The sequence below is a fragment of the Comamonas nitrativorans genome (assembly GCF_042654765.1).
Taxonomy (GTDB): domain Bacteria; phylum Pseudomonadota; class Gammaproteobacteria; order Burkholderiales; family Burkholderiaceae_C; genus Comamonas; species Comamonas nitrativorans.
This window is the reverse complement of the sequence record NZ_JBHSEW010000001.1, coordinates 321,537-335,846: the sequence shown is the minus strand read 5'-3', so window position 1 is coordinate 335,846 and position 14,310 is coordinate 321,537. Positions and strand designations below refer to the sequence as shown.

The following is a 14,310-nucleotide window of genomic DNA, read 5'->3' as shown; positions in this document are numbered from 1 at the left end:
CGCCACAATAGCGCCGCTATGGAAGAACACGACAACGCAGCACTGGCGGCCAGCTGGGCCGGGCTGGATGCCTTTCTGCAAGCCTTGCTGCTGGAAGACGGTCTGGCAGAAAACACCTTGCAGGCCTACCGGCGCGATGCCGGCGCCTGCGCCCGTTTTCTCGCGGGCCGGGGGGTTGCGCTGGATGCCGCGCAGGCGGCCGACCTGCAAGCCTGGCAGGCCCGGCGCCATGCCCAGGGGGCCAAGGCCACGTCCAGCAACCGGGGCCTGAGCGTGCTGCGCCGCTACTACCACTGGGCGCTGCGCGAAGGACGGCTGCAGCACGACCCGACCCTGGGGCTGCTGGCCGCCAAGCGGCCGCCGCGCGTGCCCCAGGTCTTGAGCGAAGCGCAGGTGGAGCAGTTGCTGGCCGCCCCGGAGGTCGGCACGCCCCTGGGGCTGCGTGACCGCGCCATGCTGGAGCTGCTCTACGCCAGCGGCCTGCGCGTGAGCGAACTGGTCGGCCTGCCATTGCAGCACATCGACCTGCAGCAGGGCGTGCTGCGCGTACTGGGCAAGGGCAGCAAGGAGCGGCTGGTGCCTTTTGGCCAGGTGGCGCAGGATTGGTTGCAGGCGTATGTGCAGGATGGCCGGCCCGCGATTCTGGGCGGCCAGCGCAGCCACGATTGCTTTGTCACCCAGCGCGGTAGCGCCATGACGCGGGCCATGTTCTGGGTGCTGGTGAAAAAATACGCTGCGCAGGCCGGGATTACCGTGCCGCTGTCGCCGCACACGCTGCGCCATGCGTTTGCCACGCACCTGCTCAACCATGGGGCGGATTTACGCGTGGTGCAACTGCTGCTGGGGCACGCCGACATTTCCACCACGCAGATCTACACCCACGTGGCCCGCGCCCGGCTGCAGCAGCTGCACGCCCGGCACCACCCGCGTGGGTAGGCAGGTTCAGCCCATTTCGCTGAAGGTTTCCGCCCAGGCCAGCGCCTGCAGGTGGGCCCAGTTGACCTGGTGGTTGGACAGGTGCAGCGCCTCGGCCAGACGGGCGAAGTTGCTGTCGTCCCCTGTCTCGCAGGCCAGCGTCAGCTCCAGGAAGGGGGCGAATACCCCGGTCTTGTGCAGCAAGGCGTCCCGCACGGGTTGCGGCAGCGAAATCACTTCCAGCGCCACGGCCATCGGAATGCCCAGCATCGAGTCGAGCAGCGAGAACATGCCGACGATGAAGGCGTTGTCCGTATCCTCCTTGGACAACAGCTCGGTGGCCAGCAACTCCATCAGGCGGCCACGCACCACCGCCGTCTGGCCGATCGCCGGGGCGGTATCGCTGCCGCGCGAGGTGGTCAGCAGCAGCGCGGCCCAGCGAAAGAGTTTTTTCAGGCCCAGAATCATCACTGCGTGGCGGAACGAGGTCACTTCCACCGACAGGCCAAACCCGGCAGAGTTGATGAAGCGCAGCAGGTTGAACGACAGGGCGGGGTCTTTTTTCAGCAGATCCTCGATTTCGCTGGTGCTACCCTGGTTGCGCACCAGGTTGAGCAGCTGCATGATGGCTGCCTGGTTGGGGCGCACCGTCTTGGCCTGCACCACGTCGGGCTTGGCAAACCAGTAGCCCTGAAAGAGCTTGACGCCCAGGGCTTTCATGGACTCGAACTGTTCCTGGGTTTCGACCTTTTCTGCCACCACCTGGGCCTTGGTGTGCGCCTGGGCAAAGCCCACGATGGCTGGCAACTGGGGGGCCGGGATGCTGAGCATGTCCAGCTTGATGAAATCGGCCAGCGGCAGCCAGCTGGCGTAGTTCTGGCTCAGAACGTGCTGGTCGAAGGCGATGCGAAAGCCACGCTCTTTCAGGCTGGCAAATACCCCGCACCGCGCGGCAATGTCGTAGGCGTTGGCCCCTTCGGCCAGGGCGGGGATTTCCAGAATCACTTTTTCCGGCGCGATCAGTTCCAGGTGGCCGCCGGCCAGGCCGTCGTGGGTGGTGTTGATGAACACCAGCTTTTTACCGACCAGGGCTTCTGCGCCGGCATAGGACAGGGCGTTGAACAGCAGGGCGGCGTCGCTGGCGGCGGTAAAGGCCGCCACGCTGCGGTCGAACAGCTCGTAGCCAAAGACTTCGCGATGCTCGTTCAAAATGGCCTGGCGGCCAATGAAGGCGTTGGCTTCAGGAGAGGCCGCTGCCGGGGTTGGAGAATCGGTGGTAGTGCTCATACAGAAAAATAAAGGAATCGCAGGAGTTGCCTGTGGGCTCCGAAGGTATGCGCCGACTGTACCCCGATTGGGTGCCGCAGAATGTCAAGTATGGTCAGGGTCAGCCGTCGACACTGTCGCTCCAGGCCAGGGCCCGCAGGTGGGCCCAGTTGATTTGCTGGTTGGTCAGGCCCAGCTTTTCGGCCACTTCGTCGAAGGCGCTGTCGTCGTTGTTTTCACAGGCTTTGGCCAGGGTGAGCAAATCGGCCAGCGGGCCGGTGTGCTGCAGCAGCGCCTGATTGACCAGCTCCGGGGCGTGGATGAGCTGCAGCGCATTGGGGATGGGAATGGAGAGCATCACGTCCAGCAGCGAGAAGATGCCGGTGACGAAGGCCATGTCGGTTTCTTCTTCGGTCAGGAATTCCTCGGCCAGCAGTTCCATCAGGCGGCCGCGCACCACGGCGGTCTGCCCCAGCGAGGGGGGCGTGTCGGCGTATTTGGTGGCGGCCAGCAGCAGGGCGGCCCAGCGAAAGAGTTTTTTCAGCCCCATGAGCAGCACGGCCTGCCGAAAGGAGGTGATCTCGCGCTGAATGCCGAAGCTGGCCGAGTTGATCAGGCGCAGCAGGTTGAAGGCCAGACCGGCGTCTTTCTTGAGGACATCCTCCAGGTCGTCGGTGCTGGCCTGGCGGCGCAACAGGCCGATCAGCTCGACCAGGCTGGCCTGCCGGGGGGCCAGGATCTTGGCTTCGAAAACCGCAGGCCGGGCAAACCAGAAGCCCTGGAAGAGCTTGACCCCCATGTGCAGGAGCAGGTCAAACTGCTCGGCGGTCTCCATCTTGGTGGCGATGATGTGTGCGGTGCTGTTTTTCTGTGCGTATTGCGTCAGCACGCCCCATTGCTGGCGCGGCAGCACGGTCAGGTCCAGCTTGATGAAATCGGCCAGCGGCAGCCAGCTGGCATAGACCGATTCGAGTACGGAGTGCCCGAAGGACAGCCGAAAGCCGCGCTGCTTGAGTGTCTGCAGCATGGGCAGGCGCAGGTGTGCTTCGGCGCTGGCGCTGTGACCCAGGTCCTGGATTTCGAGGACGATCTTGCTCGGATCCAGCAACTCCAGATGGCCGCCGGCCAGGCTTTCGTGGGTGCAGTTGACGAACAGCAGCTTGTCGCCGACAAGGTCTTCTGCCCCGGCGTGCGACAGGGCGGTAAATACCAGCAGGACGTCGGAGGCCGCAGTGTGTTGCGCAGGCGCACGGGAACGGTTGAACAGCTCGTAGCCGATGACGGATTTCTCGCTGTTCACAATCGCCTGGCGGGCAATCAGGGCAGGCGAATGTTCAAGGGAGGGGGAACGAGTGGTCATAGTAGATTGGCAACAAATGTGGCGAAGCGCCGGCGCATCATGGTCACGCCGGCGGCCCCATTTCCAGCCAGAGTATTTCTTCTTGGGTAAAGCCGGCCGCCTTGCGTGCCGGTGTGTTCAGGGGAGGTTTGGGCCAGGGTGCCTGGTAGCGCTGCACCAGGGCAGTGTAGTGTTCCTGCGGGGCCAGCGCCTGGCATCCGCATAACCAGTTGTACCAGTGGTTGCCGATGGCAACATGGCCGATTTCTTCGCGCAGTATGGTATCCAGAATTTCCACCGCCGCCAGCGCATCGGGCGTGCCGATGTGGCGCAGTTTGTGCTGGATCTGCGGGGTGGCATCCAGCCCCCGCGCCTCCAGGGTGCGCGGCACCAGGGCCATGCGGGCGGTGATGTCGTGCGCGGTTTTTTCGCACATCGTCCACAGCCCCTGGTGGGCCGGAAAATCGCCGTAGGCAAAGCTGTGGGTCTGCAGCCAGTTTTCGATCAGCATGAAGTGCCGGCCCTCTTCCCCGGCCACCTGCAGCCAGTCCAGGTAATACGCGGCGGGCATGTCGGCAAAGCGCCAGATGGCGTCCAGCGCCAGGTTGATGGCGTTGAACTCGATGTGGGCAATGGCGTGCATCAGCACGGCCCGGCCTTGCAGGGTGGCCGGCGAGCGGCGTGCGACGGCCGTATGCGGCAGCAGCGCGGGCCGTGCCGGGTGGCCCGGCAGGGGGGCGCTGCATTCCAGTGCAAGCTCGGGGTCGATCGTGTAGCGGTGCGCTTGGGCCAGCATGGCGATGGCGGCTTGGGCTTTTTCCTGCGGATTGGACAGGAGCAAAACCTCCAAGGCATGATGTCGAAGTTGCATACCGATAATTGTAGGTAATAACCCGAGAAGACTCATGGAGGAGAACCATCATGGCGGTTTATGAACTGGATGGCATTGCCCCGCAGATTGCCGATTCGGCCTGGGTGGCCGACAGTGCCCAGGCCATTGGCCGGGTCACCCTGGAAGCCGAAGCCAGCCTGTGGTTCGGCGTGGTCGCCCGGGGCGACACCGATCACCTGCACATTGGCGCGGGCAGCAATATCCAGGATGGCACGGTGCTGCATGCGGATGTGGGCCAGCCCTTGACCATCGGGCGCGACGTGACCGTCGGGCACAAGGCCATGCTGCATGGCTGCACGATCGGCGACGAGTCCCTGATCGGCATTGGCGCCGTGGTGCTCAACGGCGCCAAGATCGGCAAGCACTGCCTGGTGGGTGCGGGGGCGCTGGTCACCGAGGGCAAGGAATTTCCCGACGGCAGCATGATTCTGGGCAGCCCCGCCAAGGCCGTGCGGATGCTGACCGAGGAACAAATCGAAGGACTGCGCCGCAGCGCCCGGCACTACCGGGATAATGCGCGGCGTTTTAAAACCGGCTTGCGCCAGCTGGATTGAGGCGCAGGCGAAAGGAACACGATGTCTGAACTGCACAAATTCTTGTTTGATGGTTTGCCCGTGCGCGGCATGGTGGTGCGCCTGACCGATGCGTGGCAGGCCATCCTGCAGCGCCGCGCGGCCAATACCGAGACGGGTGCCTACCCGGCGGCGGTGCGCGAGCTGCTCGGCGAGATGACCGCTGCTGCGGTGCTGATGCAGTCCAACATCAAGTTCAACGGTGCCCTGGTGTTCCAGATTTTTGGCGACGGCCCGGTGAAAGTGGCCGTGGCCGAGGTGCAGAGCAATCTGGCGCTGCGGGCCACGGCCAGCGTCAGCGGCGCCGTGGAGGACGGGCAAAGCCTGGCCAGCCTGGTGAATGCGCATGGCCAGGGCCGCTGCGCCATCACCCTGGACCCGCAGGAGCGCCAGCCCGGCCAGCAGCCCTACCAGGGCGTGGTGCCGTTGCAAAGCTCCGAGGGCGGCAGCCTGCAAACCCTGGCGCAGGCATTGCAGCACTACATGCACCAGTCCGAGCAGCTGGACACCACCCTGGTGCTGGCGGCCAACGACCAAGTGGCGGCAGGCCTGCTGATCCAGCGGATGCCGCTCAAGGGCCAGGACAACCTGGCGGGTGCCACCGAGAGCGCCGACGACGGGCAGGACGCCCTGGGCGGCAATGAGGATTACCAGCGCATTGCCACCCTGGCGGCCAGCCTGCAGCGCGAGGAGCTGCTCAGTCTGGATGTGGACACCATCCTGCGGCGCCTGTTCTGGGAGGAAAAGCTGCTGCGCTTCGTGCCGCAGACCGGGGCCAACGGCCCGCACTTTGCCTGCACCTGCAGCCGCGAACGGGTGCAGGCCATGCTGCGTGGCCTGGGGCAGGAGGAAGTGGCCGGTGTGGTGGCCGAGCGCGGCAGCGTGGAAGTGGGTTGCGACTACTGCGGGACGCAGTACCGGTTCGACCCGATCGACATCACCCAGCTGTTTACCGACACCAGTCATTCTGCGCCCGGGTCGGTGCAGTAAAAAAACCGTAAAAATCACAAAAAAACCGCAGCAGCCCTGGTGAGGGGCCGCTGCGGTTTGGCTTTGGGTGTAGTTTTTTCGGTTCTGGCGCCTTACAGGCCGCCGGTGCGCTTGACCTTGGGTTCTTCGTAGGTCAGGGGTTCGGTGCGCACTTGCAGCATGTTGCGCTCCTGCTGGTCGGCTTTTTGCGCCTGCTCGGCGGCTTCGACGGCCATGGCGCTGGCCCGCCACATGGACTGGATGAACTCGATGAGCTGCTTGGACAGGGGCTCCTTGTTTTTTTCTTCCTCGATTTCCTTCAAGGATTTTTCCTGCAGTTCTTTCTTGGCTGTCCAGTCCAGATCCTGCTCGCTCTTGTCGGTGGGTTTGTCCGGGTTCTTGATGCTGACGGTCACGCCCTCGCCCAGCTTGTCCACGGATTCCACGGCGTTGACGGCATGGATGGGGCGCACGGCGGCTGGCCCGGAGGCGCCTGTGGAATACAAATTGGCACCCTGCGTGTTGGCCCATTCGATGGGATGGCGGTCTAGTGGTGGAATTTGCATGGTGCGCCTCTCGTGAAAAATTCAAACTACATCAAATATTTGGGTGAAAACAACCGTTCCTCGTACGCCTTATCGGCAGGTTTTAGCTAAAGTTTAGTACGGTTGCAATTTTTTACATTTTCTCATGCTACGCCGCCTGTAGGGAATATCGGCCAGGGCGGCGCAAAGTTCAGAGAAAACGTTCGATGCGCTTGAGCGAGGCGCGGTCGAGCCGGCCCAGGTCGGGGATGCGGTACTGCACGCCTTCGCGGCTGGTGATGAGCAGGTGCTGCGGCCCCAGGCGGCGGATGTCTTCCTCGGCTTTCAGCACCAGGGTGCTGGCGCCCCGGTCGGTCACGACCTGCCAGCGGCTGGGCACGGAGATGGAGTCCACGGCGTCGATGCGCTCGATGACGGGGACAAATTCGCGCTGGGCCAGGGCGTCTTCGAGCAGTTCGCGGGCGGTGGCGCTCAGGTCGTCCAGATGGGCAATCCACAGCACTTCCTTGCCGTCCTGCCCGACCAGGGAGATGCTGTGCTGCGGCGCGTGGATGGGGAAGGCCCGCACGGGCGTCAGGCCCGTGTGGCGGCTGCCGTCGGATAGCGTCAGGCACAGTTGGCCGTGGGAGTTGCAGTGCAGGGTGACGGGGGTGGGTTGTGCAGGGTGGGCAGGGCTGGCCGCAGCGGTCATGGTGTTCCTTGAATGATTTGATAGCTTCTTGCGCTGATGAATAAACGATTTCAATGTGTTTTATTTTTGAAATCGTTTGTTTGTCGGCGCAATAAGCTCCTTATTTATGCTTTTTCGTGCGACAGGCTGTCCTGCGCCAGCACCAGCCCGGCGGCGTGGGCGTCTTCCTCGGCGCGGCGGGCCTGGGCCTGGTACAGGCGCCAGTACGCGCCCTGGGCGGCCATCAGTGCATCGTGCGGGCCGACCTCGACGATCTCGCCCCGGTCCATGACGACCAGCCGGTCGGCCTTGCGCAGGGTGGACAGGCGGTGGGCGATGGCGATGGTGGTGCGCCCCTGCACGAGGTTGTCCAGGGCTTTCTGGATTTCCTTCTCGGTTTCCGTATCGACGGCGGAGGTGGCTTCGTCCAGGATGAGCAGACGCGGGTTGATGAGCAGGGCGCGGGCGATGCTGATGCGCTGGCGTTCGCCGCCGGACAGGCCCTGGCCGCGCTCGCCCACCACCGAGTCGTAGCCGTGCGGCAGGCGCAGGATGAAGTCGTGCGCGTGCGCGGCGCGGGCGGCGGCGACGATTTCCTCGCGCGTGGCCTCGGGCTTGCCGTAGGCGATGTTTTCGGCCACGGTGCCGAAGAACAGGAACGGCTCCTGCAGCACCAGGCCGATGTTGCGCCGGTAGTCGGCCACGGCCAGGCGGCGCACGTCGATGCCGTCAAGCTGGATGCTGCCTTCGGTCACGTCGTAGAAGCGGTTGATGAGGTTCACCAGCGTGGACTTGCCCGAACCGCTGTGGCCGACCAGGCCGATCATCTCGCCGGGCTGAATTTGCAGGTTGAGCTGGCGGATGACCTGGCGGCTGCCGTAGCGAAAGCCCACGTCCTGCAGGCGGATGCCGCCCTGCACGGGCTGGGGCAGGGCCACGGGGTGGACGGGGTCGGGCACGCTGCTGACCTGGTCCAGCACGTCGAAGATGCGCTTGGCCCCGGCGGCGGCCTTCTGCGTGATGTTCACGATGCGGCTCATGGAATCGAGCCGGGTGTAGAAGCGCCCGATGTAGGCGATGAAGGCCGACAGCACGCCCACGGTGATCTGGTCGTGCGCCACCAGCCAGATGCCGAAGGCCCAGACGATGAGCAGGCCGATCTCGGTCATCAGCCCGACGGTGGGGGAGAACAGCGCCCAGACCTTGTTCACGCGGTCGTTGGCCTCCAGGTTGCGCTGGTTGGCGGCGCGAAAGCGCTGCATTTCCCGCGCTTCCTGGGCGAAGGCCTTGACCACGCGCACGCCGGGGATGGTGTCGGACAGGACGTTGGTGATCTCGGCCCAGACGCGGCTGGTGCGGTCGAAGCCCACGCTCAGGCGGCTGCGCACCTTGTGGATCAGCCAGGCGATGAAGGGCAGCGGCACCAGCGTGACCAGCGCCAGCCAGGGGTTGATGCTGGCCAGGATGGCGGCGGTCATCAAAATCATGATGACGTCGGTCACGAAGTCCAGCGCGTACAGCGACAGGAACATGTTGATGCGGTCGGTGTCGGAGCTGATGCGGCTCATCAGGTCGCCGGTGCGCTTGCTGCCGAAATACTCCAGTGACTGGTTGAGCATGTGCGCGTAGATGGTGGTGCGCATGTCCGCGCCGATGCGCTCGGACACCTTGGCCATGACCCAGGTGCGTGCCCAGCCCAGCCCCCAGGCGAGGACTGCCGACAGCAGCAGCCCGCCCAGGTAGAGGGCGACCAGCGCCGGGTCGATGGGCTGGCGGTTGTTCTGGTAGGGGATGAGGATGTCGTCCAGGATGGGCATCGTCAGGTAGGGCGGCACCAGGGTGGCCGCCGTGCCCAGCAGGGTCAGGACGAAGCCCAGCAGCAGCAAGCCCTTGTACGGCCTGGCAAAGCGGCCCACGCGCAGCAGCACCCAGGTGGAGGACTTGGCCTGCGGCTGGCGGGCGCAGGCGGGGCATTCGTCGGCCTCGGGCGGCAGGGTTTCGTGGCAATCGGGGCAGCGCGGCGGTTCTTGCGCAGGCGGCATGGCCTGCGGCTGGCCTGCGCGGCGGGCGGCGCACAGCGCCTCGAAGCGCAGCTGCAGGCGCAGCGCCTGGGCCTGGTGTTGCAGAGTGAAGCGCCACACGCCCAGGCGCTGCTGGCCGTCGTGCAGCTCCAGGGTGCCGATGCCGGCGTGGTCGCTCATGCGCAATTGCAGGGCGGGCGACAGCGGCCAGGACTGCCAGCCGGTGTCGGCCGGGGCATCGCCGTCGCGGGCGAGCAGGCGGGTGTCGGTCAGCACCAAAGCCCCGTTGGCAAAGCGCAGGTTGCGGCTGAGGTCAACCGCCAGCTGTTCTTGCACGTTCTCCTGGGGTGCCAGCAGCGCCTGCAGGCGGGCTTGATCGTCTATCTGTGGTGGTTGCATGGTGAATCTTCAAACGCAGCACACTGCATTCTGGCTGACAGAGCGTTATGGCCCATTTTCAAGACATACAACTGCTTCGTACCACCTACCTGCGCGGCCCCAGCATCTGGACGTACCGCCCGGTGCTGGAAGTCTGGCTCGACCTGGGCGCCCTGGAGGACTATCCCTCCAACCTGCTGCCCGGCTTCAACGAGCGCCTGACGGACTGGCTGCCCGGCCTGGTCGAACACCATTGCGGCGTGGGCCACCGGGGCGGTTTTCTGGAGCGCTTGCAGGAAGGCACCTGGTGCGGGCATGTGCTGGAACACACCATCATCGAGCTGCTCAACCTGGCCGGCATGGGGGCCGAATTCGGCCAGACCCGCAGCGTGCGCCAGCGCGGGGTGTACCGCATGGTGTTCCGCTGCCCGGAAGAGCTGGTGGCCAAGGTGGCCCTGCAGCAGGGCCACGCCCTGATCATGGCGGCGATCAATGACCGGCCCTTCGACGTGGCCGCCGCCGTGGCCGCCATCGAGCAGGCCATCGAAGCGCGTTACCTGGGGCCCAGCACGGCCAGCATCGTCGATGCCGCAGCGCAGCGGCGCATTCCCTTCATCCGCCTGAACGACGGCAATCTGGTGCAGCTGGGCTACGGCGCGGCGCAGCGGCGCATCTGGAGTACGGAAACCGACAAGACCAGCGCCATCGGCCTGGGCATCAGCGAAGACAAGGATCTGGCCAAGCAGCTCCTGAAGGCCAGCGGCGTGCCTGTGCCCGAGTGGGAGCTGGTCGGCAGCGCCGACGAAGCCTGGGACGAGGCGCAGGACATCGGCCTGCCCGTCACCGTCAAGCCCTACAACTCGAACAAGGGCGAAGGCGTGGGCGTGAACCTGACCACCGAGGCGCAGGTGCGCAGCGCCTACGCCGCCGCCCGGCAGCTGACCCGCTACGTGATGGTCGAGCGCCACATTCCCGGCCACGTCCACCGCCTGCTGGTGGTCGGCGGCAAGCTGGTGGCGGCCTCGCGCGGGGAATATCCCCAGGGCGGCGCCAACCCCCGCGCCGCGATGGCCACCGTCGATTGCACGGCCCAGGTGCATCCGGACATCGCCTATCTGGCCACCCTGGCGGCCAAGGTGGTGGGGCTGGACATTGCCGGCGTCGATCTGGTCTGCCAGCACATCGACCGGCCGCTGGCCGCCCAGGACGGCGCCATTCTGGAAGTGAACGCCGGGCCGGGCCTGCTGATGCACCTCAAGCCCAGCCACGGCGTGCCCCAGCCGGTGGGCGAGGCCATCGTCGAACACCTGTTCCCCCAGCCCGAAACACCCCTGGCCGACAAGGAGGGCATGGCCGCCCGCATCCCCGTGGTGGGCATGGTCGGCACGCGGCACAACGCCTGGACGGCACGCCTCGCCGGCTGGCTGCTGCAACTGTCGGGCAAGCGCACCGGCGTGGCGTGCAGCCAGGGCAGCTTCCTCAATGGCCGTTTGACGCAGGCGGGCGACCACACGCGCTGGCAGGCGGCGCACCGGCTGCTGGTCAATCGGCTGGCCGAGGCCGCCGTCATCCAGACCACGGCCCGCTCCATCCTGGAAGAAGGGCTGGCCTACGACCGCTGCCAGGTCGGTCTGGTGACCGATTGGGACGGCTGGCAGACCCTGGCCGACCATGACGTGCATGAAGCTGCCGACCTGCGCCGGGTGCTGCGCACGCAGATCGACGTGGTGTTGAGCCAGGGCACCGGCGTGCTGAATGCCGACGACGATGCCGTGGCCGAACTGGCCAGCCTGTGCGACGGCCAGGTGCTGCTGTTCAGCCAGCAGGCAGCCAATCCGCACATCGCCGCGCACCGCGAGCAGGGCGGGCGGGCCGTGTTCGTGCAGCACGGCCAGGTGGTACTGGCCCAGGGCGGCACCGAGCGCAGCCTGGGCAGCGTGGCTGCCCTCAGCCCCGCCGCCGCAGCCGTGCCGGACACCCCGGCCCTGCTGGCCGCGCTGGCCTGCGCCTGGGCGCTGGACATCAGCCCCGAGCTGCTGGCGGCAGGCTGCAAGACCTTTGTTTTTGAATAAATGTGAGCTGCTGCCGCTTGTTCAAAAAGCGTTTCAGACTCGATTCATCCTGTTTTCCTTACTGTTACTGCGAGACGTACTATGGAAATATCCCGTATCCGTGCCCTGCGCGGCCCCAACCTGTGGAGCCGCAATACCGCCATGGAGTGCGTCGTGCACTGCACGCCGCAGGAATGCGACTTCACGCAAATCCCCGGTTTTGAGGAGCGCGTGCGGGCCCGCTTCCCGGCCATCGGCGGCCTGCAGGCGCAGGGCGTGGACAACCTGCTGTCCATGGCCCACGTGCTGGAATCGGCGGCCCTGGCGCTGCAGGCCCAGGCGGGCTGCCCGGTGACGTTCAGCCGCACGCACGCCACGGTGGAGGCCGACACCTTCCAGGTCGTCGTCGAATACACCGAAGAAGCCGTGGGCCGCCGCGCCATCGACCTGGCCGAGCAACTGGTGCAGGCCGCCCTGCAGGATGCGCCCTTCGACATCCAGGCTGCGATCGCCGAGCTGCGCGAGCTGGACGAGGATGAGCGCATGGGGCCGTCCACCCAGTCCATCGTCGATGCCGCGCTGGCCCGGGGCATTCCCTTCAAGCGCCTGACCAAAGGCAGCCTGGTGCAACTGGGCTGGGGCAGCAAGGCCCGCAAATTCCAGGCTGCCGAAGTCGATCAGACCAGTTCCGTGGCCGAAGCCATTGCCCAAGACAAGGATTTGACCAAGCGCCTGCTGCACGCCGCCGGGGTGCCCGTGCCGCTGGGCCGCCCGGTGCAGGATGTCGAGGATGCCTGGGCCGTCGCCCAGGAAGTGGGACTGGCCCAGGGCTGGCCCGTGGTGGTCAAACCCCAGGACGGTAACCAGGGCAAGGGCGTGACGGTGAACATCACCACGCGCGAGCAACTGGCCGCCGCCTACGCCACCGCGCTGGAGCACGGCAGCGTGGTCATGGTCGAGCGCTTCCTGCCCGGCCACGACTTCCGCCTGCTGGTCGTCGGCGACCAGCTGGTGGCGGCAGCACGGCGCGACCCGCCGCAGGTGCTGGGCGATGGGCAGCACACCATTGCCGAACTGGTCGAACAGGTCAACCGCGACCCGCGCCGGGGCAGCGGCCATGGCACGGCGCTGACCAAGATCCGCCTGGACGACATCGCCCTGGGCCGCCTGGCCAGCGCCGGGCTGACGCCAGAGAGCGTCCCCGCCCAGGGCCAGCGCGTGGTGCTGCGCAACAACGCCAACCTGTCCACCGGCGGCAGCGCCACCGACGTGACGGACGACGTGCATCCGGCCATTGCCGCCCGCGCCATCGAGGCCGCAGCCAGCGTTGGCCTGCACATCTGCGGCGTGGACGTGATTGCCGAATCCATGCTCAAGCCCCTGGAGGCGCAAGGCGGCGGCATCGTCGAGGTGAATGCCGCCCCCGGCCTGCGGATGCACCTGGCGCCCTCGTTCGGCAAGCCGCGCAATGTTGGGCAGCACATGGTCGACCTGCTGTTTGCGGCGCACGACGATGGGCGCATTCCCGTGGTGGCGGTGACGGGCACCAACGGCAAGACCACCACCACGCGGCTGATCGCCCACATCTTTGCCGCCCAGGGGCTGCGCGTGGGCATGACGAATACCGATGGCGTCTACGTGCAGGGCCGCCAGATCGACAGCGGCGACTGCTCCGGCCCGAAAAGCGCCCGCAACGTGCTGGCCCACCCCGAGGTGGATGCGGCGGTGCTGGAGTGCGCCCGGGGCGGCGTGCTGCGCGAGGGGCTGGGCTTCGACCGCTGCCAGGTGGCCGTGGTCACCAACGTGGGCGAGGGCGACCACCTGGGGCTGAACTACATCACCACGGTGGAAGACGTGATGGTTCTGAAGCGCGTCATCGTGCAGAACGTCGCCCCCGGCGGCTACGCCGTGCTCAACGCCATCGACCCGCACGTCGCGCCCATGGCCCGCGTCTGCACCGGGCAGGTGATCTTCTTCGGCGCCGACCGCAACCACCCCGTCATGGCCACCCACCGCGCCCAGGGGCGGCGCGTGGTCTACGTGGATGCGGCCAAGGGCTGCATCGTCGCCGCCGAAGGGGCGCTGAAGGAAAGCATCGCCCTGGCCGACATCCCCCTTACGCACAACGGCAGCATTGGTTTTCAGGTGGACAACGCCATGGCGGCGGTGGGCGCGGCCTGGGCGGCGGGCCTGCCCTGGGAGGTGATCCGCCGCGGGCTGGCCGGTTTTCACAACGACAGCGCCAATGCGCCGGGCCGCTTCAACGTCATGGACTACCGGGGCGCGACCATCATTGCCGACTACGGCCACAACCCGGACGCCATCCGCGCCCTGGTGCAGGCGGTGGATGCCATGCCGGGCAAGCGGCGCAGCGTGGTCATCAGCGGCGCAGGCGACCGGCGCGACCAGGACATCGTCGAGCAGACGCGTATTCTGGGCGCAGCCTTTGACGAAGTGATTCTTTACCAGGATGCCTGCCAGCGCGGCCGCGCCGACGGCGAGGTGCTGGCCCTGCTGCGCCAGGGCCTGGAAGGTGCGCCGCGCACGCGCTACAGCACGGAAATCCACGGCGAGTTTGCCGCCATCGACCACGCACTGGAGCGCCTGGCCCCGGGCGACCTGTGCCTGGTGCTGGTCGATCAGGTGGAAGAAGCCCTGGCCCACTTGCAGCAGCGCATTGCGGCGGTGTGAG

General features: G+C 66.3%; 11 protein-coding genes. 5 read left to right on the top strand and 6 right to left on the bottom strand.

Annotation, left to right across the window (positions count from 1 at the left end; all coding sequences use genetic code 11):
- Window positions 1-18: 18 nt before the first annotated feature.
- On the top strand, window positions 19-936 hold the full coding sequence (xerD, locus tag ACFO3A_RS01630; protein ID WP_377723373.1) for a site-specific tyrosine recombinase XerD: 918 nt from the start codon (window positions 19-21) through the stop codon (window positions 934-936).
- A 6-nt stretch (window positions 937-942) separates the two neighbouring features.
- Here xerD and ACFO3A_RS01625 read toward each other — a convergent pair whose 3' ends face one another.
- The 3 genes from ACFO3A_RS01625 to ACFO3A_RS01615 all read right to left on the bottom strand — a co-directional run bounded on the left by ACFO3A_RS01625 (window position 943) and on the right by ACFO3A_RS01615 (window position 4,391).
- Complete coding sequence (locus ACFO3A_RS01625) at window positions 943-2,202, bottom strand: EAL and HDOD domain-containing protein (protein ID WP_377723372.1); 1,260 nt, start codon at window positions 2,200-2,202, stop codon at window positions 943-945.
- A gap of 100 nt (window positions 2,203-2,302) precedes the next feature.
- Window positions 2,303-3,541, bottom strand: a complete 1,239-nt coding sequence (locus tag ACFO3A_RS01620) for an EAL and HDOD domain-containing protein (protein WP_377723370.1) — start codon at window positions 3,539-3,541, stop codon at window positions 2,303-2,305.
- A gap of 43 nt (window positions 3,542-3,584) precedes the next feature.
- Window positions 3,585-4,391, bottom strand: coding sequence for a ferritin-like domain-containing protein (locus tag ACFO3A_RS01615; RefSeq protein WP_377723368.1), 807 nt, complete (start codon window positions 4,389-4,391; stop codon window positions 3,585-3,587).
- Window positions 4,392-4,441: 50 nt separating this feature from the next.
- Between ACFO3A_RS01615 and ACFO3A_RS01610 the strand changes: the two genes are divergently transcribed.
- Together ACFO3A_RS01610 and hslO are read left to right on the top strand one after the other, a co-directional pair.
- The gene (locus tag ACFO3A_RS01610; protein ID WP_377723366.1) at window positions 4,442-4,966 is read left to right on the top strand and encodes a gamma carbonic anhydrase family protein; all 525 of its coding nucleotides are present in this window, start codon (window positions 4,442-4,444) and stop codon (window positions 4,964-4,966) included.
- Window positions 4,967-4,987: 21 nt separating this feature from the next.
- Window positions 4,988-5,974, top strand: a complete 987-nt coding sequence (gene hslO / locus ACFO3A_RS01605; RefSeq protein WP_377723364.1) for an Hsp33 family molecular chaperone HslO — start codon at window positions 4,988-4,990, stop codon at window positions 5,972-5,974.
- Window positions 5,975-6,066: 92 nt separating this feature from the next.
- Here the strand turns inward: hslO and ACFO3A_RS01600 are convergent, their stop codons facing one another.
- The 3 genes from ACFO3A_RS01600 to ACFO3A_RS01590 all read right to left on the bottom strand — a co-directional run bounded on the left by ACFO3A_RS01600 (window position 6,067) and on the right by ACFO3A_RS01590 (window position 9,588).
- A complete protein-coding gene (locus ACFO3A_RS01600) occupies window positions 6,067-6,519 on the bottom strand; it encodes a hypothetical protein (RefSeq protein WP_377723362.1) in 453 nt (150 codons plus the stop codon).
- Window positions 6,520-6,688: 169 nt separating this feature from the next.
- Window positions 6,689-7,189: a cyanophycin metabolism-associated DUF1854 family protein gene (locus tag ACFO3A_RS01595; RefSeq protein ID WP_377723360.1), complete on the bottom strand. Its 501-nt coding sequence runs from the start codon at window positions 7,187-7,189 to the stop codon at window positions 6,689-6,691.
- Between the two features lie 104 nt (window positions 7,190-7,293).
- A complete protein-coding gene (locus ACFO3A_RS01590) occupies window positions 7,294-9,588 on the bottom strand; it encodes a cyanophycin metabolism-associated ABC transporter (protein ID WP_377723358.1) in 2,295 nt (764 codons plus the stop codon).
- Between the two features lie 47 nt (window positions 9,589-9,635).
- Here ACFO3A_RS01590 and ACFO3A_RS01585 point away from each other — a divergent pair, with 47 nt between their 5' ends.
- Together ACFO3A_RS01585 and cphA are read left to right on the top strand one after the other, a co-directional pair.
- Entirely contained in the window at window positions 9,636-11,639 is a 2,004-nt protein-coding gene (locus ACFO3A_RS01585; RefSeq protein ID WP_377723356.1) for a cyanophycin synthetase family protein, read from the top strand.
- Window positions 11,640-11,720: 81 nt separating this feature from the next.
- Complete coding sequence (cphA, locus tag ACFO3A_RS01580) at window positions 11,721-14,309, top strand: cyanophycin synthetase (protein ID WP_377723354.1); 2,589 nt, start codon at window positions 11,721-11,723, stop codon at window positions 14,307-14,309.
- The last annotated feature ends 1 nt before the right edge of the window (window position 14,310 follow it).

Excerpts from the sequence above, each read along its gene's own strand:
- xerD (WP_377723373.1), top strand. The coding sequence starts at position 19 with ATGGAAGAACACGACAACGCAGCACTGGCGGCCAGCTGGGCCGGGCTG.
- ACFO3A_RS01625 (WP_377723372.1), bottom strand. The coding sequence starts at position 2,202 with ATGAGCACTACCACCGATTCTCCAACCCCGGCAGCGGCCTCTCCTGAA.
- ACFO3A_RS01610 (WP_377723366.1), top strand. The coding sequence starts at position 4,442 with ATGGCGGTTTATGAACTGGATGGCATTGCCCCGCAGATTGCCGATTCG.
- ACFO3A_RS01615 (WP_377723368.1), bottom strand. The coding sequence starts at position 4,391 with ATGCAACTTCGACATCATGCCTTGGAGGTTTTGCTCCTGTCCAATCCG.
- hslO (WP_377723364.1), top strand. The coding sequence starts at position 4,988 with ATGTCTGAACTGCACAAATTCTTGTTTGATGGTTTGCCCGTGCGCGGC.
- ACFO3A_RS01590 (WP_377723358.1), bottom strand. The coding sequence starts at position 9,588 with ATGCAACCACCACAGATAGACGATCAAGCCCGCCTGCAGGCGCTGCTG.
- cphA (WP_377723354.1), top strand. The coding sequence starts at position 11,721 with ATGGAAATATCCCGTATCCGTGCCCTGCGCGGCCCCAACCTGTGGAGC.
- ACFO3A_RS01620 (WP_377723370.1), bottom strand. The coding sequence starts at position 3,541 with ATGACCACTCGTTCCCCCTCCCTTGAACATTCGCCTGCCCTGATTGCC.
- ACFO3A_RS01585 (WP_377723356.1), top strand. The coding sequence starts at position 9,636 with ATGGCCCATTTTCAAGACATACAACTGCTTCGTACCACCTACCTGCGC.
- ACFO3A_RS01600 (WP_377723362.1), bottom strand. The coding sequence starts at position 6,519 with ATGCAAATTCCACCACTAGACCGCCATCCCATCGAATGGGCCAACACG.
- ACFO3A_RS01595 (WP_377723360.1), bottom strand. The coding sequence starts at position 7,189 with ATGACCGCTGCGGCCAGCCCTGCCCACCCTGCACAACCCACCCCCGTC.